18 protein-coding genes and 1 pseudogene are annotated in these 21,828 nt (G+C 71.3%); 6 read left to right on the top strand and 13 right to left on the bottom strand.

The annotated features are described in order from the left end of the window. Positions 1 to 6: 6 nt before the first annotated feature. The 7 genes and pseudogenes from ACMXN5_RS41350 to ACMXN5_RS41320 all read right to left on the bottom strand — a co-directional run. Positions 7 to 1,320: a DUF6271 family protein gene (locus ACMXN5_RS41350; RefSeq protein WP_439680023.1), complete on the bottom strand. Its 1,314-nt coding sequence runs from the start codon at positions 1,318 to 1,320 to the stop codon at positions 7 to 9. Further along, complete coding sequence (locus ACMXN5_RS41345) at positions 1,302 to 2,375, bottom strand: phytanoyl-CoA dioxygenase family protein (protein WP_439680022.1); 1,074 nt, start codon at positions 2,373 to 2,375, stop codon at positions 1,302 to 1,304. The genes ACMXN5_RS41350 and ACMXN5_RS41345 overlap by 19 nt, the downstream gene beginning before the upstream one ends. An 888-nt stretch (positions 2,376 to 3,263) precedes the next feature. Then, the gene (locus ACMXN5_RS41340) at positions 3,264 to 3,680 is read right to left on the bottom strand and encodes an oxidoreductase C-terminal domain-containing protein (RefSeq protein ID WP_439680021.1); all 417 of its coding nucleotides are present in this window, start codon (positions 3,678 to 3,680) and stop codon (positions 3,264 to 3,266) included. Between the two features lie 221 nt (positions 3,681 to 3,901). Further along, positions 3,902 to 4,090: a ferredoxin gene (locus ACMXN5_RS41335; RefSeq protein ID WP_439680020.1), complete on the bottom strand. Its 189-nt coding sequence runs from the start codon at positions 4,088 to 4,090 to the stop codon at positions 3,902 to 3,904. 55 nt (positions 4,091 to 4,145) lie between these two features. Beyond that, complete coding sequence (locus ACMXN5_RS41330) at positions 4,146 to 4,997, bottom strand: fumarylacetoacetate hydrolase family protein (protein WP_439681394.1); 852 nt, start codon at positions 4,995 to 4,997, stop codon at positions 4,146 to 4,148. After that, on the bottom strand, positions 4,994 to 5,950 hold the full coding sequence (locus ACMXN5_RS41325; RefSeq protein ID WP_439681393.1) for a catechol 1,2-dioxygenase: 957 nt from the start codon (positions 5,948 to 5,950) through the stop codon (positions 4,994 to 4,996). Before ACMXN5_RS41325 ends, ACMXN5_RS41330 begins: the two co-directional genes overlap by 4 nt. Then, positions 5,946 to 7,413, bottom strand: a pseudogene (locus tag ACMXN5_RS41320) (aldehyde dehydrogenase); the annotation flags it as partial. The gene ACMXN5_RS41325 and the pseudogene ACMXN5_RS41320, both read right to left, overlap by 5 nt. A gap of 174 nt (positions 7,414 to 7,587) precedes the next feature. Between ACMXN5_RS41320 and ACMXN5_RS41315 the strand changes: the two are divergent. Both ACMXN5_RS41315 and ACMXN5_RS41310 read left to right on the top strand, forming a co-directional pair. After that, complete coding sequence (locus ACMXN5_RS41315; RefSeq protein WP_439680019.1) at positions 7,588 to 9,108, top strand: aldehyde dehydrogenase; 1,521 nt, start codon at positions 7,588 to 7,590, stop codon at positions 9,106 to 9,108. A gap of 112 nt (positions 9,109 to 9,220) precedes the next feature. Continuing rightward, positions 9,221 to 9,910: a gamma-glutamyl-gamma-aminobutyrate hydrolase family protein gene (locus ACMXN5_RS41310; protein WP_439680018.1), complete on the top strand. Its 690-nt coding sequence runs from the start codon at positions 9,221 to 9,223 to the stop codon at positions 9,908 to 9,910. Between the two features lie 31 nt (positions 9,911 to 9,941). Here ACMXN5_RS41310 and ACMXN5_RS41305 read toward each other — a convergent pair whose 3' ends face one another. Both ACMXN5_RS41305 and ACMXN5_RS41300 read right to left on the bottom strand, forming a co-directional pair. Continuing rightward, entirely contained in the window at positions 9,942 to 10,322 is a 381-nt protein-coding gene (locus ACMXN5_RS41305) for a DUF4259 domain-containing protein (protein ID WP_439680017.1), read from the bottom strand. Positions 10,323 to 10,393: 71 nt separating this feature from the next. Further along, positions 10,394 to 10,966 carry a MarR family winged helix-turn-helix transcriptional regulator gene (locus tag ACMXN5_RS41300; RefSeq protein ID WP_395796245.1) on the bottom strand — a complete coding sequence of 191 codons (573 nt, stop codon included), beginning with the start codon at positions 10,964 to 10,966 and terminating at the stop codon, positions 10,394 to 10,396. A gap of 197 nt (positions 10,967 to 11,163) precedes the next feature. On the opposite strand from ACMXN5_RS41300, the gene ACMXN5_RS41295 reads away from it, so the two are divergent. After that, positions 11,164 to 12,627 carry an APC family permease gene (locus ACMXN5_RS41295; protein WP_439680016.1) on the top strand — a complete coding sequence of 488 codons (1,464 nt, stop codon included), beginning with the start codon at positions 11,164 to 11,166 and terminating at the stop codon, positions 12,625 to 12,627. Between the two features lie 63 nt (positions 12,628 to 12,690). Here ACMXN5_RS41295 and ACMXN5_RS41290 read toward each other — a convergent pair whose 3' ends face one another. Next, positions 12,691 to 13,515, bottom strand: coding sequence for an acetoacetate decarboxylase family protein (locus tag ACMXN5_RS41290; RefSeq protein WP_439680015.1), 825 nt, complete (start codon positions 13,513 to 13,515; stop codon positions 12,691 to 12,693). A gap of 194 nt (positions 13,516 to 13,709) precedes the next feature. Here ACMXN5_RS41290 and ACMXN5_RS41285 point away from each other — a divergent pair, with 194 nt between their 5' ends. From ACMXN5_RS41285 to ACMXN5_RS41275, 3 genes are all read left to right on the top strand, one after another. Next, positions 13,710 to 15,068, top strand: coding sequence for a glutamine synthetase family protein (locus ACMXN5_RS41285; RefSeq protein ID WP_439680014.1), 1,359 nt, complete (start codon positions 13,710 to 13,712; stop codon positions 15,066 to 15,068). A 48-nt stretch (positions 15,069 to 15,116) separates the two neighbouring features. After that, the gene (locus tag ACMXN5_RS41280) at positions 15,117 to 16,364 is read left to right on the top strand and encodes a cytochrome P450 (RefSeq protein ID WP_439681392.1); all 1,248 of its coding nucleotides are present in this window, start codon (positions 15,117 to 15,119) and stop codon (positions 16,362 to 16,364) included. A 98-nt stretch (positions 16,365 to 16,462) separates the two neighbouring features. Then, positions 16,463 to 17,530 carry a PI-PLC domain-containing protein gene (locus ACMXN5_RS41275; protein WP_439680013.1) on the top strand — a complete coding sequence of 356 codons (1,068 nt, stop codon included), beginning with the start codon at positions 16,463 to 16,465 and terminating at the stop codon, positions 17,528 to 17,530. Between the two features lie 268 nt (positions 17,531 to 17,798). On the opposite strand, the gene ACMXN5_RS41270 is transcribed toward ACMXN5_RS41275, so the two are convergent. The 3 genes from ACMXN5_RS41270 to ACMXN5_RS41260 form a co-directional block, all read right to left on the bottom strand. After that, on the bottom strand, positions 17,799 to 18,491 hold the full coding sequence (locus tag ACMXN5_RS41270) for an HU family DNA-binding protein (protein ID WP_439680012.1): 693 nt from the start codon (positions 18,489 to 18,491) through the stop codon (positions 17,799 to 17,801). Positions 18,492 to 20,132: 1,641 nt separating this feature from the next. After that, a complete protein-coding gene (locus ACMXN5_RS41265; RefSeq protein ID WP_439680011.1) occupies positions 20,133 to 20,735 on the bottom strand; it encodes a TetR/AcrR family transcriptional regulator in 603 nt (200 codons plus the stop codon). A 52-nt stretch (positions 20,736 to 20,787) separates the two neighbouring features. Further along, positions 20,788 to 21,750, bottom strand: coding sequence for a quinone oxidoreductase family protein (locus ACMXN5_RS41260; protein WP_439680010.1), 963 nt, complete (start codon positions 21,748 to 21,750; stop codon positions 20,788 to 20,790). Positions 21,751 to 21,828 lie beyond the last annotated feature (78 nt).

Below are 21,828 nucleotides of genomic sequence, written 5' to 3'. Positions count from 1 at the left end.
GTCCCACTATCCGTGCGGTTCGTGGAGGCTTGTGGTCCGGCTCGCCCGGACCAGCGAATCCCATGTCTCGATCAGCAGCGCGAAGTCCTCGATGTCCTCCTGGACCTCGTCGAGCAGGCGTGGGCCGCGGGCGGCGAGCGTGTCGGCGAACTCGGCGTAGCGCCCGCCCAGTCGCCGGTAGGAGCGGTCCAGGCTGCGCAGTCGGTCGATGTTGTCCGTGCGGTCCGACCGGGTGCTCTCGCGGGCGAGTTCGGCGATCACCGAGGGGCGTACGTGGCGTTCGTCGTCCAGGAGTGTGCCGCCGGCCGCCGCCATGCGGTCGTAGATGAACTCGAAGTAGAGCATCGAGAGAAAGAACTTGGTCAACCGGGTCTGGTACGCCGCGAATCCGGGGTCGGTGCGGCGTTCAGCGGTGTAGAAGTTCACGATGTTGCGGTTGTGCAGGACTCCGGGCAGCCCGGCGTCGTGGATCAGGTGCAGGAGGAAGTAGTCGCTGCCGATGGTGTCGGTGGCCGGCGGCAGCGGTACCCGCTCGTACACCGCGTGGTCGAACGCGACGTTGCACATGTCCACCCGCATCGGGTCGACGACGGTCAGGAGCGAGTGGTCCGCGACGAACGGCGCGGTGCCGGCGCCCGTGAACGACTCGTCGACCAGTTCCCGCTTGCGCTCGGCGGACCAGGCGGGCGGGGCCCACAGGCCGACCACGTCGTAGTACACCTCGGGGTCGAGGCTGCGGATCTCACCGATGTCGACCGAGAGTTCGCCGACGAACGAGCTGCCGACCAGGACCACGGGGTCGGCGGCGAGGGCCGGGTCGAGGGTGGTCTCCGACACGCCGGCGCTCGCCTCGCGCGCGGGTCGGCCGAGCGACATCAGCTCGTGGTGGATCGGGAAGACGGGTGCGCCGTCGAGCATTTGGTAGGTGCTGTCCGAGTCCCGGCGGTGCATCGATCGGCAGCCGAGGGCGGCGGCGATCAGGAACGCGCGGTTCGTGCAGGCGCCGTAGGAGACCCGGTCCGGGAGCATCAGGTCGAGCAGCAGGTCCGGCTTGGTGACGTCGGCGCGGGCGAGGACCGCACGGAGGAAGGCGCGCTGTTCGCTCTCGTCGAGGTGGTGCACGACCACGTGCGGTGTCGCCGGCAGGGCGGCGGCGGCCTGCCGGTGTTCGCTCAGCGTCGCCGGGTCGGAGGAGTCGAGGATCAGCAGGTGCACCTCGACGTCGAAGTGCCCGGCCGCATGGGCGGCCTCGGCGGCGATCGCCGAAATGGTCGCGGCGCAGGCCCTGTTGGTGGGTAGGGTCAGGCAGATTGCGTGCATTGCGCTTCTCCGGTCGATGGTGCGGGTGTGTGCCCGCTCCAGGATTCGAGGCCCAGGAGCTTCCTGCCGAGGTCGTTCAGCGTCGCCGTCTCGTACCTGAGGGATTCGTGCTTGCGGGCGTCGCCGACCAGCGTCTTGTTCCAGTCGGGGGTGCGCAGGTGCCGCCAGGAGTCGACTCGGGATTCGGTCAGTTCCCGGTTGCTTTCGAGCGCGGGCATCATGGACAGGTACTGGACCGCGCGCACGCCACGCTCGGAGCTGTTGCGGGCCACGCCGTGGGCGAGCAGTCCGTTCCAGATCAGCAGGTCGCCGGCCGCCAACTGCGGTCGCACTACCGGGTATTCAGCGCGGTCGGCGTCCGGCCGGATCGGGTCGCGGTCCTCGGGTTGGCCGGACTTCCAGTGCTCGAACCGGCGGAACAGCTCCGGCGAACATTGGAAACCGCCGTGGTCCGGGCGGGTGTCGTCGAGCGCGATGATGCCCTGGACCCGCTGCGGGGGTGTCGCGAGGGTGGTGTCGACGTCCCAGTGCAGCTCGATGTCGAAGCCCTTGTCCGTGGGCGCGATGTGCGCGCGGTCACGGTCGCGGATGTTGGGCGGGTTCAGGTTGAGCCGGTCCAGCGTCACCCACAGCTCCTCGCAGTCCCACACGTCGACGAAGGCGTCGTAGACGCGGGCGGACTGGCGGCTGTCCCAGATGAGTTGGTGGTGGTATGCCTCGACGAAGCCGTAGATGTGCAGCTCCTGATCCAGCGCGGAGCGGAACTGCCGGTCGTCCGAGTACCAGCCCTCGGGGTCGTCGGGGTCGAGCCCCTGGAAGTCCCAGGCGAATTCGAGAAGCCGCGCGGCGGCCTCGGCCGGGATGGCCTCCTTCACGACGACGTACCCGTAGGTCTGCCAGAAGTCGAAGTCGGCTTCGGAGAGCACCCGCAGGGGTCGGGTCTTCTTCAGGTCGCGCAGCGGAGTCGGGGCCAGGTAGGTCTCGCCGATCGAACTGAAGTAGGGGATCTCGGACGCGGCTCGGTACGGGTATGGGTCGGATTCGGGCGTCGGCATACGATCCCTCCAAGGCTCGAACGATCTGGTCGGTATTGGGGGCGTGGGGCATCGCGGCTCGTGCCGGCGCGTCGGCGCGATCGCCCCGCCCCGGCCGGCGCCGTCCGGGATCGACCGGGCGAGTCGAGGCACGGGCGGCGGTCGGCCATTCCCGGGCACGGTGAAGTCGTGGACGGGAAAGGGCGGTTCGCACGTCATCGGACGGGCGAGGCTGCGCGCGCTCGCCCGGCCTGCGGGTCGCCTCGATCCGACCGAGGGCAGGACACATCGCAACCTCGCCTGCCTACGCGTGCCGCGAGGTCCTGCCGGTCGCGGAACGTGTGTCGGGTGAGGCCGCCGACGTGGTGCCGTGTGCGGTGCTCGGGAGTTCGGCTGTGGGAGTCAGCCGTGAAAATCGGCCGAGGGAGGTCGGCCGGGGGGTTCGGCGGTACAAGGGGGGTGGTCCGGGGAGGCCGTGATCCCCGACGAAGCCTCGATCGGGATTCCTACCTCCTCGTATCCGGCGCCGCACATCGATCGCGGACACCCAAAGCGAACGCGAGATGCCTCACCGACCGGCCGCGCTACCACGCTGCGGCCATGCCGGGACACACACCTCTCCAATCCCCGTACCTCTAGGTTGGTCTAGACCAACTTTCAGTGTCAACCCCCACGATGATCCTTTTTGCAACGGCGCGTTCCCGCATGATCACGCAGGCGAAGGAGTGGGGTTCGGCGACCGTCCGGGCGTTCGGGTGCCGTTTGCCGCCGATTGCCCGGGAGTTCGCTCGCGCGCCGGTGGGGTGGACCTCGAGCCCTGCGACGCGAGCGCCGACGAGTGGGCCGTCCTCATCGCCGTGACCGGGGGGCGGGCGTCGCCGGCGCCGGGCCCGGCCCGTCGCGTCGCGGTCAGTCGAGGTGGTGGCGGTACTTGGTGGACAAGGGGTGGGATCCGGGGGTCAGGGCCACCACACCCACCAGGGTGTCGTCGCGGTGGTAGCCGACCGCACAGGCGGTGGTCCACGTGCCTTCGAGGAGGCGGATGTCGGCGGCGCCGAGGGCGGGGGCGCCGTAGGACTGGAGGCGGTCCCCGTACTGGTCGGACCAGAAGGCGGGCAGCGGGGCAAAAGGGGCGTCAGGCGCGGCGGTGTCGGACAGGTGGGCGGTCAGGGTGCGGGCCGCGTGCCTGGCCGTGTCCGTGGGGATGCTCCAGTGTTCGACGCGGCGCGGGACGTCGTCGTAGCGCGGGTTGGCAAAGCGGGCCACGTCGCCGACGGCCACCACGTCGGGGCGGGATTCGACCCGCAGGGCGGCGTCGCAGCGCACGCCGTCGGCGAGGTCGAGGCCGTTGCCGGCCGGCCATTCGGTGTTCGGGATCGCGCCGTCGCCTCGATCACCGCGTCGGCCGGGAGCGTACGGCCGTCGTCCAGGACGACCCCGGCGACGTGCCCCTCCCCCGTCAACCGGTCCACCGTGCGGCCGAGTTCGGCGGCCCGCAGACCGCCCATGGACGCGCCGACGACCACCACCCGACGACCGGTCATCGCTCAGTCCTCGATCGTGATGGCCTGCAACGGGCAGACGTCGGCGGCGTCCTCGACCGCGTCGCGCAGCGTGTCGTCCGGCTCGGCGACGAACTCGAGGCGGCCGGCGTCGTTGATCCGGAACACCTCGGGCGCGCAGAACACACACTGCCCGTGGTCCCGACACCGGTCCATGTCGACGATGACCTTCACGGTTGTCCCTTCCGATCGAATGAGGTGGTGGGCCGAGCGGACGGCGGGCGGCGACTCACCGCCTGGGCGCACGGATTCCGCGCAGCTCCCAGTCACCGCCGAGGGCGGTGGAGCGCACCTCTTCGGACTCGGTGGGCTGCGCGCCGCAGTCGGTACGAATGGGGGTCGGACCGGTGACGATGTGGTTGGTCAGTCGGCCCAGGCCCTCCGCCTCGACCTCGACCACATCGCCCGGCTGTACGGGACGCGAGCCGGCCGGGGTGCCGGACAGGAGCACGTCGCCGGGGTGGAGCGTGATCGTGCGGGCGATGTCGGCGACGAGGTAGTGCATGTCCCACTCCATCTCGTCGGTGGAACCCTCCTGCACCACCGCGCCGTTGACATAGGTGCGCAGCGCCTTGCCGCGGAAGTCCCAGCCCTCGACCAGGCCGGGGCCGAGCGGGCACAGCGTGTCGGAGCCCTTGACCCGCAACATCGAGCCGGCGTCGGTGTCCCGGAAGTCGTGCAGGCCGTAGTCGTTGGCGAGGGTGTAGCCGCGGATGTACGCGCCCGCGTCGGCGGGGGCGATGTTGCGGCAGGTACGGCCGATCACGATCGCGATCTCGCCCTCGTAGTTGAGGTATTTGCACCCGGCCGGGCGAACCACCGCACCGCCGTGCGCGTTCAGCGACGAGGTCGGCTTGTGGAAGTAGGTCGGCGCGGGCGGCAGCGAGGTGCCGAACTCCTCGACCCGGCTGCGGTGGTTGAGGTGCACCGCGACGATCTTGCCCGGTGCGATCGGCGGCAGGTGGTGCGCGTCGGCGGCCTTGATCCGTCGGCCGTCGGCGGCGACCAGTTCGGCGCCCTCGCGGACGACCTCGACGACGGCGCCGTCGAGCAGGATGCGGCGGTACTCGGTGGTGGTCATTCGACTCGTCCTCGGGAGGTGTGGGGGTCGGCAACCCGGGAGGTGGGGTCGGCGACCTGTGAGGTGTGTGCGTGGGGCGCCGTCCAGCCGCCCGCCGGCCGGTCGAACCAGACGTGTGCCTGCCCGGTGCCGGTGGCGTTCTCGTAGTCGCCGACCAGCCGCCCCGGCGCGGTGCAGCGCTCCTCGCCGAGCGCGCCGAGCATCATCAGGTAGTGCCCGAAGCGGGCTTCGGGCTTGTACCGCAGGAAGTCCGGCATGCCCGCGAGCACGCTCGCGTGGTCCCCGCGCTCCATCCAGGCGATGCGCTGTTCGTCGGCGGCGCGCGCCTGCGGGGTGCGCACGTGGACCGGGTCCGATGCCTCGTGGTCGCGCAGTTCGCGCAGGCTCCAGAACGTGTGCGAGAACGCGCCGGACGCGATCAGGAGCACCCTGCGGTCGGTGGCCGCGATGCCGTCGGCGAGCGCCCGGCCGAGCCGCAGGTTGTCCTCGACGTCGGCGGTCTGGCAACAACCGATGCCCAGCCAGCGTTTGCCGGGCACGCCCAGGTGGTGCCACAGGTTGACGGTGGCGTAGTGGATCGGCAGGAACGGATCCTCGATCGGGGTGATCCAGGTGCCGTGCTTGGCCGCGAACCCGGCGGTGGCGTGCGCCAGTTCCGGGTCGCCGGGGAAGGCGTAGGGGATCTGCCGCATGCCGCGTGGCAGTTCCTCCGAGGTGTACAGCCCGGCGCGGTGCGCCTGGGCGGCGATGACGAACTCGACGGTGGTCGCCCAGTGCGAGTCGAAGACCACGACGGTGTCGTAGTCGAGCCGTTCGAACACCTCGGCGCGCAGCCGGGCCAGGGCCGGGACCAGGCTGATCTCCCGTCCCTCGTTCAGCTCGTGCCGCACGTCCGGGGGCAGCATGATGGTGGGCGAGTGGGCCAGGATGCCCGCGCCGACGATCTCTCCCATGGTCAGTGCCATCCGTTCGGCGAGGTCACGGTGTTCTTGACGTCGCAGTAGAAGTCGAAGCTCCAGGTGCCGCCTTCGCGGCCGACGCCGGACTGCCGCGCGCCGCCGAAGGGCGCCCGCAGGTCGCGGACGAAGAAGCAGTTGACCCACACCGTGCCCGCGACGAGCCGCGCGCCGACCCGCCGGGCCCGCTCCCGACTTCCCGTCACCAACGTCGCGGCCAGCCCGAATCGGGTGTCGTTGGCGAGGGTGATCGCCTCGTCCTCGGTGGTGAAGGTCTGGAGGGTCAGCACCGGGCCGAACACCTCCTCCTGGACGATCTCGGCGTCCTGGGCGACGTCGGTGAGCAGCGTGGGGCGGTAGTACAGCCCGCCCAGCCCGGTGTCGGGGCCGCCGCCGAGCAGGGCCTTGGCGCCGGCGTCGAGCGCGCGGCGGACGAAGCCGTCGACCCGGGCGAGGTGCTCCGGGTGGATGTTGGGTCCCATGTCGGTGGCCGGATCGCGCGGGTCGCCCTGGACCAGGGTGCGGGCCTTCGCCAGGAACCGCGCGGTGAACTCCTCGGCGACGGCGGCGTCGACGAGCAGCCGGGTGGCCGCCAGGCAGACCTGGCCGGCGTTGTCGTACTGTTCGACGGCCAGTCCCACAGCCAGGTCCAGGTCGGCGTCGGCGAAGACCAACAGCGGGGATTTGCCGCCGAGTTCGAGGCTGACCGGGGTGAGGTTGGCGGCTGCGGCGGCGCCGATGTGCCGGGCGGTGGGGACCGAGCCGGTGAAGCTGATCCGGCGCACGTCCGGGTGTGCGGTCAGCGCGGCGCCGACCTCCTCGCCGTAGCCCTGGACCACGTTGAACACACCCGCCGGCAGGCCCGCCTCGGCGGTGATGTCGGCGAGCAGCGAAGCGGTCAGCGGGGTCCACTCGGCGGCCTTGAGCACGACGGTGTTCCCGGCCGCGAGCGCCGGGGCGACCTTCCAGGTGGCCAGCATCAGCGGCGCGTTCCACGGGGTGATCAGCACACACGGCCCGGCCGGATCCCACGAGACCCGGTTCTCGTGGCCCCGAGTGTCGAAGTCGTCGTGCCCGAGCGAGTCGGTCAGCCAGTCGGCGAAGAAGCGGAAGTTGTGCGCGACCCGCGGCATCACCCCGCGCAGGTGCGAGCGAAGCAACGCGCCGTTGTCCGTGGTCTCCACGATCGCCAACTCGGCGAGCCGGGCCTCGACGCCGTCGGCGACGGCGTGCAGCAGCCGGGCCCGCTCGGCGGGCGGCGTGGCGGCCCACCCGGGGAAGGCGGCGCGGGCGGCGGCCACGGCCGCGTCGGCCTCGGCGCGCCCGCCCCGGGCGATCTCGCCGAGCACGGCGCCGTCGATCGGCGAGACGTCGGTGAAGGTGTCCGCGGACCCGACCCGCTCGCCACCGATCCAGTGCCGGGTGTCGACGGTGACGCCCGCGACGGTGACCTCGGTCATGGATACCCCTCCAAGTCGTTTGACCCCAAACAATTTAGCCGGCGCCGAACACGACGGTCAAGCCCTCTCCCCGGAAGGCCGTTCCGCTGTATCGTTTGCCCCCAAACAATCGCCACGAAAGCCCCGCCGTCCGGTCGCCTCGCGCGGCCGACCGCCCCGACGAAAGCGGACACCATGACGGAGCACCCCCACCCGAACGACCCGAGCGACCCGCCCCAGCACCCCACGCATGACGACTGGCTGCGACGCGCCGACCGGCTCCGTCCCGTGACGGCCCATCACATCGACGGCGAGGACCACCCCGGCGGCGGCGACACCTTCACCGTGATCGCCCCGCGCGACGGCACCCCCCTCGCCGAACCCGCCCGCGCCGGGCAGCGCGAGGTCGACCTCGCCGTCGCCGCCGCCCGCCGCGCCTTCGACGCAGGCCCCTGGCCCCGACTGGCCCCGGCCGATCGCGGCCGGACGCTGATCCGGCTCGCCGACGCCGTCGAGGCCCACCGCGCCGAACTCGCGCTGACCGTCTCGCTGGAGATGGGCAAGCCGATCACCGAGGCGTACGACATCGAACTGCGCGCGGTGGCGGCCACGTTCCGCTGGTACGGCGAGGTCGCAGACAAGCTGGTCGACGAGGCACCGCAGACCCCCGCCGACGCCCTGGCCCTGGTCACCCGCGAACCGGTGGGCGTGGTCGCGGCGGTCGTCCCGTGGAACTTCCCGCTCACCATGGCCGCCTGGAAGGTCGCCCCGGCGCTGGCGGCCGGCTGCACCGTCGTCCTCAAGCCCGCCGAACAGTCACCGCTGTCCGCGCTGCGGTTGGGCCGCCTCGCCAGTGAAGCCGGCCTGCCGCCGGGGGTGTTCAACGTGATCGCCGGCGAGGGCCCGACCACCGGCCGCGCCCTCGGCCTGCACCCGGACGTCGACGTGCTCGCGTTCACCGGCTCCACCGCCGTCGGCCGGCACTTCCTGCGCTACGCCGCCGACTCCAACCTCAAGCGGGTCTGGCTCGAACTGGGCGGGAAATCGCCGCACATCGTGCTGCCCGACGCCGACGTACCGGCCGCCGCGGCAAGCGCCGCATGGGGCATCTTCTTCAACCAGGGCGAGATGTGTACCGCGCCGTCCCGGCTGCTCGTGCACTCCTCGATCGCCGACGAGGTGGTGGACGCGGTGGTCGACCGGGCCCGCGCGCTGCGCGTCGGCGACCCGCTCGACCCGGCCACCACGATGGGCGCGCTGGTGACCGCCGAGCACCTGGCCCGGGTCGGGGACCACATCGCCCGCGCCGACGCCGCCGGCGCCCGGCTGCGCACCGGCGGGGCCCGGCTCGATCGCCCGGGCCACTACCTGGAGCCGACCGTGTTCGACCGGGTCACCCCCGACATGGCGCTCGCCCGCGAGGAGGTCTTCGGCCCGGTGCTGGCGGTGCTCACGTTCGACACCGAGGACGAGGCGATGCGCCTCGCCAACGCGACCGAGTACGGCCTCGCGGCCGGCGTGTGGACCACCGACCTCTCCGCCGCGCACCGCCTGTCCCGAGCGATCCGCGCCGGCACGGTCTGGGTCAACTGCTACGAGGAGGGCGGCCTCAACGTCCCGTTCGGCGGCGTCAAACAATCGGGCCACGGCCGGGACAAGTCGCTGCACGCGCTCGACAAGTACACCGACCTCAAGACGACCTGGATCAGCCTGTGACGCCGGCGGCCGGCAACTCACCCGACCTGCACGGCGGTTGGTCCCGAGCGGCCGGTCCGCCTGCCCCGACCCCACAGCGCTCCACCGTCCCGCCGCACCCCCGGAGACCCCCGTGCCCCGCCCCCTGATAGCCCTCCCCTGCCGGTTCGCGGCCACCACGTCCGCCCTGCGCTACGCCGCCGAGGTCACCGCCCGCGCCCTCGCCGAGGCGGTGTACCGGGCGGGCGGTGAGCCGTTCATGATGCACCCGGCCGAACCCGCCGGTGCCGCGGGTCGGTTGGCCCGCGCCGACGGCCTGCTACTGCCCGGCGGCGGCGATGTGGCACCGAGCACCTACGGCGCGGACACCACGCACGACGAGGTGTACGACGTCGACGCCGACCAGGACGCCTTCGACCTCGCCGCCGCCCGCCACGCGCTGGCCGTCGGCCTGCCCACCCTCGCCGTGTGTCGCGGCCTCCAGGTGGTCAACGTGGCGCTCGGCGGCACGCTGTCCCAGGACATGCCCGTCCACCACCGCCACGTCGTGCACCCGGTGACGCTGACCCCCGACTCGACCACCGCCCGCGCCGCCGGCACCAAGGACCTGGACGTCTCCTGCTACCACCATCAGGCGATCGACCGCCCGGCCCCCGGCCTCCGGATCACCGGCACCGCCGCCGACGGCATCGTCGAGGCGGTCGAACTCGTCGACCCCGCAGGCTGGTTCGTCGCGATCCAGTGGCACCCCGAGGACACCGCCGCCACCGACCCGGCCCAACAGGCCCTGTTCGACGCACTGATCGAGGCGGCCACGAGGTAACCACCCGCGGCACGACACGGCGCGCAGCGTGCTATCGGGCGGCCACCTCGGCGCACGCCCGCACCATACGGTCGAACGTGGCGACCTGGATCTCCCGCCGCTCCTTCTTCCACTCCTCCGACGGCCCCAGACCGTCGATGGTGCGTTCCCAAACGCCCATGAAGGTCTCCTTCCAGCCCTCGACCACCTCGGCGGCGGGCATGCTGTCGGCGACATAGCCGGCGTCGTACAGCGCGCACACCAGTTCCAGGTTGCACGGGATCGCCACACCCCAGTACTCGTCCGGCTCCAGCTGTACCGGATCGTCCGCCGCCATCACCTCGGCGACCTCGTCGACGAGCCGCTCCACGATCATCGTCAAGTGCTCATGGGCGGGATCGCTGTCGAAGTTGCCACTGCCCCACGTGCCCACGTTTCCTCCTCGTCCGGACCACCCGCTCGATGCGGCGCACCGAGCGAAGCAGACCCGTCCGACATCCGCCCCTATCCCTTCGGCCGTCGCCCCCCGCGCCTCGGCTTCGGTTCGCCGCCGGCCAGGAGTTCCTGGCGGCGTTCCTCTCCCTTGGCCTCCAACTGCGCCACGATGCGGCGCAGGCCGTCGGCCAGGGTGAGGCATTCGTCCGGGGTCAGGTCGTCGGCGACGAAGGCCTCCTCGGCGTTGAAGGCGGGGAAGACCCGGGCCATCAGCTCCTCGCCGGCGGGGGTCAACGAGAGCAGCACGAGCCGGCCGTCGGTGGCGTGCGCAGTGCGGTTGAGCAGCCCGCGCGTCTCCAGCGTGCGGGCGACGCCGGTGAGCGTGCCCTTGGAGATGCCCGCCTCCTCGGCGACGTGCCGGGTCTCGCTCTCGCCCCAGATCCACACCTCCCACAACACCGTGAACGCGGTCCAGGTGAGTTCGGCGTCGCGCAGCACCGAGTTCTCCAGGTGCTGGCGCACCGCGGCGGCGGCCCGGTAGATGTTCGACACCGCGGCCATCTGCTCGCGCCGCAGCGGGATGTCGCCCAGCCGGGCCTGAACGGCCTTCTCCGTCTCGGTGATGGACCGCTTGCCGACCAACGTGCCCCGCCTTATCTAGTCGTGCGCGTATCCGACCCCGGCCCGATACGCCCTGTGCACCTTGAAATCTAGCCCTTGTGAGGACCTGTTTGCATCCGTACGATCGGCGGCACTCGCAGATCGTACGGACCCAAACGAATGGCTTCCCGCCCGTTCCCACCGGTCCCCACCCGTCCCCATCCTCGGAGGCGCCGGACATGGCAGTCAGAGAAGCGTCGACGAACAACTCCTCCGCCCCCGACCCGACCGTCTCCTCCCGAGGTTCGCTCGGCGTCGCGCACATCGTCTTCTTCGTGGTGGCGGCCTCAGCCCCCCTCACCGTCGCCGCCGGCGGCATCCCGCAGAGCCTCGCGGTCACCGAGACGTCCGGCATCCCGGCGGCCTACCTCGTCCTGGCCGCCCTGCTCGCCGTCTTCAGCGTCGGCTATGCGGCGATGAGCCGGCGGATCACCGGCGCGGGCGCGTTCTACGCCTACGTGGCCCAAGGGCTGGGCCGGGTCGCCGGCCTCGGCGCCGCGTTCGTCGCACTGATCTCGTACAACGCCATGCAGATCGGCATCTACGGCCTGTTCGGCTTCACCACGGCCGACTTCCTGGACGCCAAGTTCGGGTGGCACGTCGACTGGTGGGTGATCGTCCTGGTCGGCATCGCGATCGTCGGCACCCTCGGCTACCTGCGGATCGACCTCAACGCGCGGGTGCTGGCCGCGCTGCTGATCGCCGAGACGATCACCGTACTCGTCTTCGACATCGGCGCGTTCGGCCACGCTCCCGAGGGCGTGTCGCCGCACCCCTTCTCCTGGGACGCGCTGACCACCGGCTCGATGGGCGCGGCCTTCTGCTTCGTGATGGCCTCCTTCACCGGCTTCGAGTCGGCCGCGATCTACGGCGAGGAGTGCCGGGATCCCCGGCGCACCGTGGCCCGCTCGACCTACATCTCGGTCGGCGTGATCGGCGTGCTGTACGCGATCACCGCCTGGGCGCTGATCAGCGGCGCGGGTACCGACAAGGCGGTCGCGGCGGCGGGCGAGCACGGACCGAACCTGATCTTCGTGCTCGGCGGCGACCAGATCGGCTCGGGTTTCGCCGACGTGGCCCAGGTGTTCCTGATCACCAGCCTGTTCGCCGCGCTGCTGTCCTTCCACAACGCGGTCGCCCGCTACTTCTTCGCGCTCGGACGCGAGGGGGTGCTGCCGACCCCGCTGGGCCGCACCCATCCGCGCAACGACTCCCCACACCTGGGTTCGGCCACCCAGACCGTGCTCGCCGCGGCCGTGGTGATCGTGTTCGCCGTGCTCGACCGCGACCCGATGGCGACCCTGTTCAACTGGTTCACCAACCTGGGCGCGCTCGGCGTGATGTTGCTCCTGGTGCTGACCTCGCTCGCGGTGATCGCCTTCTTCCTCCGACACGGCGCCGACGGCGAGAACGCGTGGAGCCGTTTGGTGGCGCCCGCCGTCGCCGCGGTACTGCTCGCGGTGGTGTTCGTCGCCGCCCTGGACAACTTCGGCGTACTCCTGGGCGTCGACTCGGGCTCCGCGCTGCGCTGGGTGCTGCCCGCGCTGGTGCTCGGCGCGGGGGTGGTGGGTGCGCTGTTCGCGCTGTACCTGCGCGTGGCCCGACCGCACGTATACGCGGGCATCGGGCGGGGGCGCGGCTGACCGCATACGTGTGAAGGGCCCTGCCGACCGGCAGGGCCCTTCACACGTGTACTCCCGCCGGGCCTACGCCACGCCCGACACCCCCGACGCGCCGCTCGCCAGCAGCGTGCCGCCGTTCCACACCACGCCGACCTGGCGGTAGTAGGCGCCGATCGGCTCGATCGGCTCCAGCCGGGCCAGTTCCTCCGTGGGCGCCTCGAACAGGGTCAACTCCGCGTCGCCGGCCCACGCCTGCCCGCCCTCGGCGGACTCGGCGCCGGTGACCACCAGTTCGTCCAGGGCCAGTCCCCCGCCCGGTTCGATCGACGGCAACCAGCGGTGGTGCGCCATCGGATGCCCGTTGACGAAGCCGTTGGTCGGCGCGGGCTCGCGCAGCGTCACCACCACCTCGGCGAGGCGCCGGTCGGCGGCGGCGAGGGTGGCGCCGAACCTCGCGCCCGCCTCGATCCGGGGCGCCGGGCCGTACGGGTGCGGCCGGGTCTGGTGGATCGAGCCCAGCTTCTTCGGATAGCCCTGGTGCAGTCCGCGCGCGATGGCGAAGTCCTTGTCCACCCAGATGTACACGCAGCGCGAGTAGGTCCCTCCCGCGTAGCGGCAGCGCACCACCACGAAGCACTCCTTGTACTGCGCGCGCACCGGGTCGAGCAGTTCGCCCCGCCCGGCCGAGCAGGACTGCCAGTCGGCCCAGATCAGCGCGACCGCGCCGGGGTCCTCGTCGGCGAGTTCGAGTTGTGGGGGCAGCAGTTCGGCCACCCGGGCGGGGTCGGTGCGGTACTCGACGGTGAGCAGGTCGCCGGAGTAGTGCCACGGGGGTGCGGGGATCATCGACGACCGGCCCGTGCCGGTCTTGGGGTGGAAGAAACCGTGTACGCCGCGTACGCCGGTCATGGCGCCTCCCTCTGCGAGTCCGAAGCCGAGCCGAGTGAATCGTTTGGGTCCGTACGATATGCCTCCCGCTCCGCGTTGTCACGTGCGTAAAAGGCTCGTCCAACCCCTTGTGCGACACCTGCGACCTCCATATGGTTTGGGCTCAAACGAATCGGCTCGTGCCGCCGCCGTCCATCCCGTGCGAGGAGAATCCGGTGAATCCATCCGAGTCGGACCGGGTCCACGACATCGTCGCCGAGCTGCGGGCGCGCGGGATCGACGTGGTCCGGGTCGCCTACCCGGACCTGATCGGCACCGATCGTGGTCGCGACGTGCTGGTGGACCACCTGCCCTCGGTGCACGCCCACGGACTGGCCTTCTGTCGCGCGGTCTTCCACACCACACCCCGTGGCGAGACCGTCGCGGTCGCCGGCGGCATGGACGCGGGGTTGCCGGACATCTGCGTGTACCCGGACCCGGACACCCTGGTCGACATTCCGTGGGAGCCGGGCGTGGCGTGGTGTCTGGGCGACACCATGGACCCGGCGACCGGGCGACCCGCCGCCGAGGCACCGCGCTCGGTGCTGCGCGACGTGCTGCGTCGCATGGCCGACGAGACCGGGCTGCGGCCGGTGGTCGGGCCCGAGTTGGAATACTTCCTGTGCGAGCCGGACCCGGACGTCCGGGGCGGGTGGCGGCGGTACGGCGACGCGCCGGGCAACGTCTACGTCGCGGGCCGGCGCGGTGACCCGGACGGCCACCTGCTGCGCACCCTGCGCCACCTCGGCAAGCTGGGCATCGGCGCCACCACCGGCAACCACGAGTACTGCTCGGGCCAGTTCGAGATCAACCTGCACCACTCCGACGCGCTCGACGCCGCCGACCGGGCCTTCCGCTTCAAGGCATCGGTCAAGGAACTGGCCCGCCTGGAAGGCCGGTTGGCCACCTTCATGGCCAAACCCTTCGCGGACGAGGGTGGTTCCGGGTTCCATCTGCACCTGAGCTGCGTGGACCCGGACGGGACCAACGCGTTCGACGACCCCGACGGGGCGCACGGCCTGTCCACCGTCGCGCACCACGCCATCGCCGGCGTACTCGCGCACGCCCCCGCACTGGCCGCGCTGCTCAACCCGACGGTCAACTCGTACAAACGTTTCGGGCCGGACACGCTCGCGCCGTGGCTGATCGACTGGGGCCTGGACAACCGCAGCGCGATGGTGCGGATACCGCCCGAGCGCGGCGCCGGCGCGCGCCTGGAGATCCGCCTCGGCGACGCGAGCGCGAACCCGTACCTGGCCGTCGCCGGGCTGCTCGCCGCGGTGCATCTGGGCCTGCGCGACAAGGCGATGCCGCCGCCCCCGCTGGAGGGGTACGGCTACGACACCGCCAAGGCGCCGGTCCTGCCCGCGACGCTGACCGAGGCGCTGGACGCCTTCGCGGCCGACGACGCGCTCACCGCGCTGCTCGGCGCGGAGTTCACCGACGCCTTCCTCACCTACAAGCGCGACGAGGTCGCCCGCTTCCACCGGCACGTCACCGACTGGGAGTTCACCGAGTACGCCCACCACCTCTGAGGAGCCAGCGTGCGCACCCCCACCACCGCCTCGGCGACGCCCGAGCCGATGCCGCTCGACGAGATCGACCTCGCGGACAACGACCGTTTCCTCGACGGCGAGACGCCGTGGCGCATGTTCCATACGCTGCGCCGCGAGGATCCCGTGCACTGGCAGCCCGAACCGGCGCCGAACAGCGGCTTCTGGGCGCTGACCCGGCACGCCGACATCGTCGCGGTCGACCGCGACCCGCAGACCTTCACCTCCACACGCTTCACCAACCTGGAGGAGGTCGACGACTCGCAGATCGCCATCCGCCGCTCGCTCCTGGAGACCGACGGCCTGCGCCACGGCGCGCTGCGCAGGCTGCTGCAAAGGCAGTTCACGCCGCGCGCGATCGCCGACTACGGCACGTTCCTGCGCGGGCTGACCGCCCGCACCCTCGACAACGCGCTGGCCAAGGGCACGTTCGACTTCGTGCACGAGGTCTCCGCCGACTTCCCGATCAACGTGCTGGCCAAGATGCTGGACGTGCCGGGCGAGGACACCGGGAAACTGATCGACTGGGGCAACCGCATCATCGGCAACACCGACCCGGACTACGCGGACGTACTCCTGGAGAGCGCGGAGAGCGAGCGGTATCGCGACCTGCCCTTCCGCAGCCCGGCCTCGCTCGAAGTCTTCGCCTATGGACGCGAGTTGGCCGAACGTCGGCGGGGCGGCGAGGGCACCGACCTGGTCAGCCGGCTGGTCAACCAGGCCCCCTCCGACGGTGTGCCGCTGTCACGGCACGACTTCGACAACTACTTCCTGCTCCTGGTCGTGGCCGGCAACGAGACCACCCGACACGCGATCTCGCACTCGATGCTGGCCCTGCTGGACAACCCCACCCAGCTGGAGCTGCTGCGCGACAACCTCGCGCTGATGCCGGACGCCGTCGAGGAGTTCCTGCGCTGGGCCTCGCCCGTCTACCACTTCCGCCGCACCGCGACCCGGGACGTCGAGATCGGCGGCAGGCGCATCCGCGAGGGCGACAAGGTGGTGATGTGGTTCGCCTCCGGCAACCGGGACGAGGCGGTGTTCGAGAACCCGTACGACTTCGACGTCACCCGACGCGGCGTCGACCACGTCACCTTCGGCAGGGGCGGCCCGCATTTCTGCCTCGGCAACGCCCTGGCCCGCCTGGAGATGCGGATCATGTTCGAGGAACTGCTCCCCCGGATCTCCGACATCCGCCTGGCCGGCGAGGTCCGCCGGGTGCGTTCGAACTTCGTCAACGGCATCAAGGAACTCCCGGTGACGGTGACGTTGGCCTGAACACCGGCATGCGTGAAGCCGGATGGCCCGAAAGGGGTCGCGGGCCGGTCGGTTCGTGGGGGTCACAACGTGAGGGATTCCGGGTACGTTCCCGGGCCATGGACTCTTCCGGCGGCGTCTCGGCCGCCTCTCTCGGATCCCTCGAACACCGCGGCGCGCGCGGTGGGTCGCGCTCGACCGGCCGGCCCGGACTCGGGCTGCTCGTCGTGGTGTTCGCCCTCCTGGCCGCCCTCCTCCCCTCGGCCGCCTCCGCCGTCGGCTCCGCGGCACCCCTCACCGCCGCAGAGCAACGCTGGGGCAATGCCCGGCTCGATCAGGTCGGTTCGCTGACCACGCACAACTCGTTCACCAACTACGAGGACTCCCGATGGTCCTCGGTCAACCAATCCGAGTCGGTGCGCGGCCAGTTGGCCGGCGGCGTACGCGGATTGATGCTCGACACACACTGGTACGAGCACAGCACCGCGCTGTGCGTGATCAGCTTCGGCAGCGACTGCTACCCGAGCGACGTCTACCTGTGCCACGGCGACTGCAAGGCGTTCGCGGGAGTGACGTACGCCCTGCCCCGGCAGAGCTTCGCGGGCACGATGCAGACCGTCGTGGACTTCCTGACCGCGAATCCGCTGGAGGTGGTGACCGTCTTCCTGGAGGACTACGTCGACACCGAGCAACTGCGCGGCTCGCTCGGCCGGGTGCGCGGCCTGTCGGATCTGCTGTTCCGCCCGGACACCGCCGGAGTGCGCGACAACGGCTGGCCGAGGGTGGCGGATCTGGTCGGCGCGAACAAGCGGCTGTTGATGTTCTCCGACCGGTCGGACAAGACGAGCCTGGGGGTGATGTACGACAAGGCGTGGACCGTGCAGAACTACTGGAGCCTGGGCGACCTGGGCAACGACCTCGCCTGTACGAGCCGCTGGTCGGACGTGCCGTTGGACCGGACCGAACCGGGCTTTCGCCGGTTGTTCGTAATGAGCCACTTCCGCAACGTGCCGACGGTGGGCACCGCGGCCCTGGACAACGGGACCAAGCTCAGAAATCGAATCGCACAGCAGTGCGAACAGGCGGCGGGCCGCGCCCCGAACTTCGTCGCGGTCGACTTCCATCGACTGTCGGACGGGAGCGGCCATACCCCGGCGTCGATCGTGGCCGAGCTGAACGGGCGGTAGAGCCGGCGCCGGCGCCCGTCGCGGCGGCGCGTGCGCCGCGGACGGGCTCGGGGCAAAATCGGCCGGGCGAGTCCGTGGTGTCCGGTCGAGCGTGGTCCGACCGGCACGGCGTGCCGTGACGGGTGGTCGACGAGATGGTGCTTCGGCGGGTCGCCCCGCCGGAGCGTGTGCGTATCGGGAGATGGGCCGCCGTGCCGCGCCGGCGCGGCGAGCCCGGTCGGACCGCCCCGTGTGGGCGGTCCGACCATCACATCCGACCGGGTGGTCCTCAGGCGCGGTTGGCGGTACGAGCGCCGGTCGCGCGCTTGGCGGCGGTCCCCTTGCGACCGGAAGCGCCGCGCGTCGGCGGCTTGGCGGCCTTCTTGGCGGTGGTCTTCGCCGGGGTCGCCTTGGCCGTGGTCTTCTTGGCGGTCGTCTTCTTGGCGGTCACCTTCTTGGCGGTGGTCTTCTTCGCCGCGGTGGTCTTGGCCGCCGCGGTCGCCCGGGTGGTGGCCTTCTTCGCGGTGGTCTTGCGCGCGGCGGCCGGCGCGGCGGCGCGCGTGGTGGCCTTCTTGGCCGTCTTCTTGGCGGTGGCCTTCTTCGCGGTGGTCTTCTTGGCCGCGGCCTTCTTGCCCGCGACGGTGGTGCCGCCGGACACGGTGCCCGGGGACGCCTTCTTGATCGCGGTCTCGCCCTTGGTCAGCTTCTTGGTACCGCCGGTGAGGTCCTTGAAGCCCTGGCCCGGGCGGAAGCGCGGCACCGACGTCTTCTTGACCCGAACCCGTTCGCCCGTCTGGGGGTTACGGGCGTAACGAGCGGCCCGGTCGACCTTCTCGAACGACCCGAAGCCGGTGACCGAGACCCGGTCACCCGCGACGACCGAACGAATGATGGTGTCCAAAACCGCGTCGACCGCTTCCTCGGCCGCAGCCCGGCCGCCGAGCTTGTCGGCGATGGCTTCGACGAGTTGTGCCTTGTTCATGAGACGCCTTTCGTGGTGCGGGGGTACCGATCGCCTTCGACCGGCCGGACCATCCGACCGATCGGGTCGAACGCCGTTGCGCCAGTACCCATTTCCATGACTGTAACTCTCCGTCACACGGGGGGCATTTCGAACTGCGGTAACGACGCGCTCGAAACACCCCCTTGGATCAACGACGGGGACCCCGCACGGAGATCGGTCCGACACCGACCAAATCCGCGTATCCGGTCCCGACGTTCGCCGGCGAAGGACCGTTTTCCCCTTGTGGGACAAGGCCCGAGGCGGCACGAGGGCCCTCGGATCCGGCGCGGGAAACACCCCTTCGGCCCCCTGTCGAGGGTCCGGTAATCGGGAAATACGCGCCGACACGCGGCCCGTCGAAACCGATTTCCCACCCCGGCGCGCCAACACCCGTCGACGCACGGGACGGAACCGGGCTCCCCGGCCCTGCGAAAGCCCACCGCCGGCACGAACTCGGGACGGCACACGCACCCGTCGGCCGGGTGCGCTCGCGAGCCCGGGGCCCGGATCGGGGCCCAACACGAGGTGTCGGCCGGGCCGATAGCGCGCCGGCGGGCCGAACTCGGGACATCGAAGGGCCCCGCGGCGCGGGAGGCGCCGATGACGGAAGAGCCGCGAACGGACGCCGATCCGGCCACCGAGACGGCGGATGCGCGGCCGGGGCGACCGTTCATCGGCCCCTGGAAGGCCCACAGGCGGGACAGGGCCGCTCAAAGCGCCCCGGTCGACCCTCGGGGACAGGCAATGGATTCGAGGCTCACGGAGGGCGATTCAGGGCGGTCCGGGGCGAACCGGATCCCGAAGCAGGCGGATCCCCGGCGGACGAAGGCACATTCGGACCGGATTCTCGGCCCCCTGGACCGAATCGAGCCGGGCACTCCCGGAACCCACCACGAAACATCGCGGACCAGCGTTCCCGGCACACGAATCCCGAGACCACGGAGGGCGCGTAGGACCCACGGCCGGGAACCGACCGCACACACCGCCGGACCGGTCCCGCAGGCCGAACCCGGCCACGGCGGCACGACTGCCTCAAGAAACCCGCAGCTCACCGTGCCCAACGGCACTCCGACACCGCGGAAACGAGCACGCCCGCCGGAGGATCGCCGAACACCGGCGGCCGAACCGCACGGCGCGCTCCGCCGCACTCCGACAGGCCGCCGGCCCCGGAAACTCACCCTCAGTCACCCTCGGCCCCGATCCGTATCGGCGCGCCTCATCCGTTCCGGAACGTTCCGGAAATTCGACCTCGGCACGTCGAACAAGGATTGGCGCGCCCGAGAAAGCGAACGAATGAGCGAGGAGCGAACCGGACCGGGCGCAATCCGCGCCCCGCCGGAGGCGAGCCGGCGAAGTCGACCCACTCGGACGCGACAGACGGGCAAACGACCTCCGTCGCCGGCCACGGCGGTTCCGGGTGATCGTCCCGGCCGAGCGGCCCGACCCCCGGCACCCGCTCGATACGTGCGGCCACCGCGGACCGCCCAGCCCTGGGCAGGACATCGGCGACCGCAAGCCGTTGCGCCCCAGAACTCGGCGCCGCCGTCCCACGGTTGCCAGAGCCGCATCCGAACTTGCTTGCGAATCAAGCCGGTTGCCCTCATCGAGGCCACCCCTTGCTCAACGGTCCCGGGGACCCCCGGTGCGCAGATGGGCGATGCCCAGGTCCAAGGCGGCTTCCAAGTGGGTCGTGGCACCCGTGGTCAGCAGGATCAGCACGCCGCCCTGGATGCCGGCCAGCAAGGCTGCGGCCTCGCGGTCGGCGTCCAGCGCGGGGGCGATCTCGCCGCCGTCCTGCATGTGGCGGATGCCCTCGGCCAACTGTCCCTGCCACCGGTCGAGCAGTTCGCCGGCGACGCTCCGGCCGGCGTCGGTGGCCGTACCCAGCCGGGACAGGGCCACATGGAGGGGGCAGTCGACGCCCTGCGCGCGATAGCGGGCAAGGACCTTGTCCCGCCATCGATACCAGGCGTCCCAGGAGGTGAGCGCACCCAGCTCCGGCTGCTGGTCGTCGATGACTTGGGCCGCCTCGTGTCGGGCCACCGCGAGGAGCAGTTCGTCCTTCCCGTCCGGGAAGTAGTGGAAGAGCTGGCTCTTGCTGGTGGCGGTGCGAGCCATGACGTCCTCCAGCCGCAGCCCGAACACACCCTCGGCACGGATCTGCTCGGCGGCGCCCTCGATGATGCGTCGCCTGGTCGCGGCGCCCTTGCGGGTCAACGGCACGTGTCCTCCCGATGCGATCGGTTCCGGTCGAGCCGGGTCGGGCCCGGCGATGTCACGGCAGGAGCAGCAGCTTGCCGGTGGTCCGGCGCGATTCGAGGTCCGCATGGGCACGGGCCGCGTCCGCGAGGGCGTAGCGGCCGGTGACGCGCGGGGTGAGGCGTGCGTCCAGGATCAGGTCGAAGATCTCGCCGGTGCGCCGGAGCAGCGCCGCACGGGTGTCGACGTGGTGATGCACCACGGGGTAGGTGAGCAGGATGCTGTTCGGCAGGTCGGTGGGTCGCAGGGTCGGCACGCCCATGAACGGGCCGTAGTACGCGTGCACCCCGTGCGGACGCAGGGCCAGCTGGGAGGAGCGGAAGGTGTCGGCGCCGCCTCCGTCGTAGACGACGTCCGCCCCCCGCCCGCCGGTCAGCTCCCGGATCCGGTCCTCGAAGCCGCCGCCGGAGTGGACCAGCACGTGGTCGGCGCCGGCCTCCTTCGCCGTGGGAACCTTGTCCTGGCGCGAGACCAGGCCGATCACCCGGCCACCGCGCGCCTTGACCATCTGCGTGAGCAACAGGCCGACTCCGCCGGCCGCGGCGTGCACCACGGCAGTATCGCCCGGCGTGATCGGGTGGGTCTCGGTGCTCAGGTGGCTCGCGGTCAGGCCCTGCATCATCACGGCGGCGGCCGTCTCGTCGTCGACCCCATCGGGCACCTGGACCAGTGAGTGCGCCGGTACGACGAGGAGTTCGGCGTAACTGCCCGGGTGGTAGAACCAGGCCACGCGGTCGCCCTCGGCCAGGTCCCGGACGCCCTCGCCGAGCGCGGCGACGCGGCCCATGCCTTCGACACCCAGGATCGCCGGCGCGGCCCAGCCCGGACCACCTCGACCGCGGGCGCCGACGTCCATGTAGTTCACCCCGGCGGCGCCCAGGCGCACCAGCACCTCGCCGGGGCCGGGGGACGGGTCCGGCAGTTCGGTCCAGCGCATGACCTCGGGGCCGCCGTGCTCCTCGATACGGATCGCATACATGGGTGACACCTCTCCGGCCGTCCGCGCGAGCGGGCACGTCGTGTGGGAATGCCGGCAACCGTAGGTCGGCAAAAATGG

This window comes from Embleya australiensis, from assembly GCF_051903075.1.
Taxonomy (GTDB): Bacteria; Actinomycetota; Actinomycetes; order Streptomycetales; family Streptomycetaceae; genus Embleya.
The sequence above is the reverse complement of the archived record's forward strand: the minus strand, read 5'-3'. Positions and strand labels throughout refer to the sequence as shown.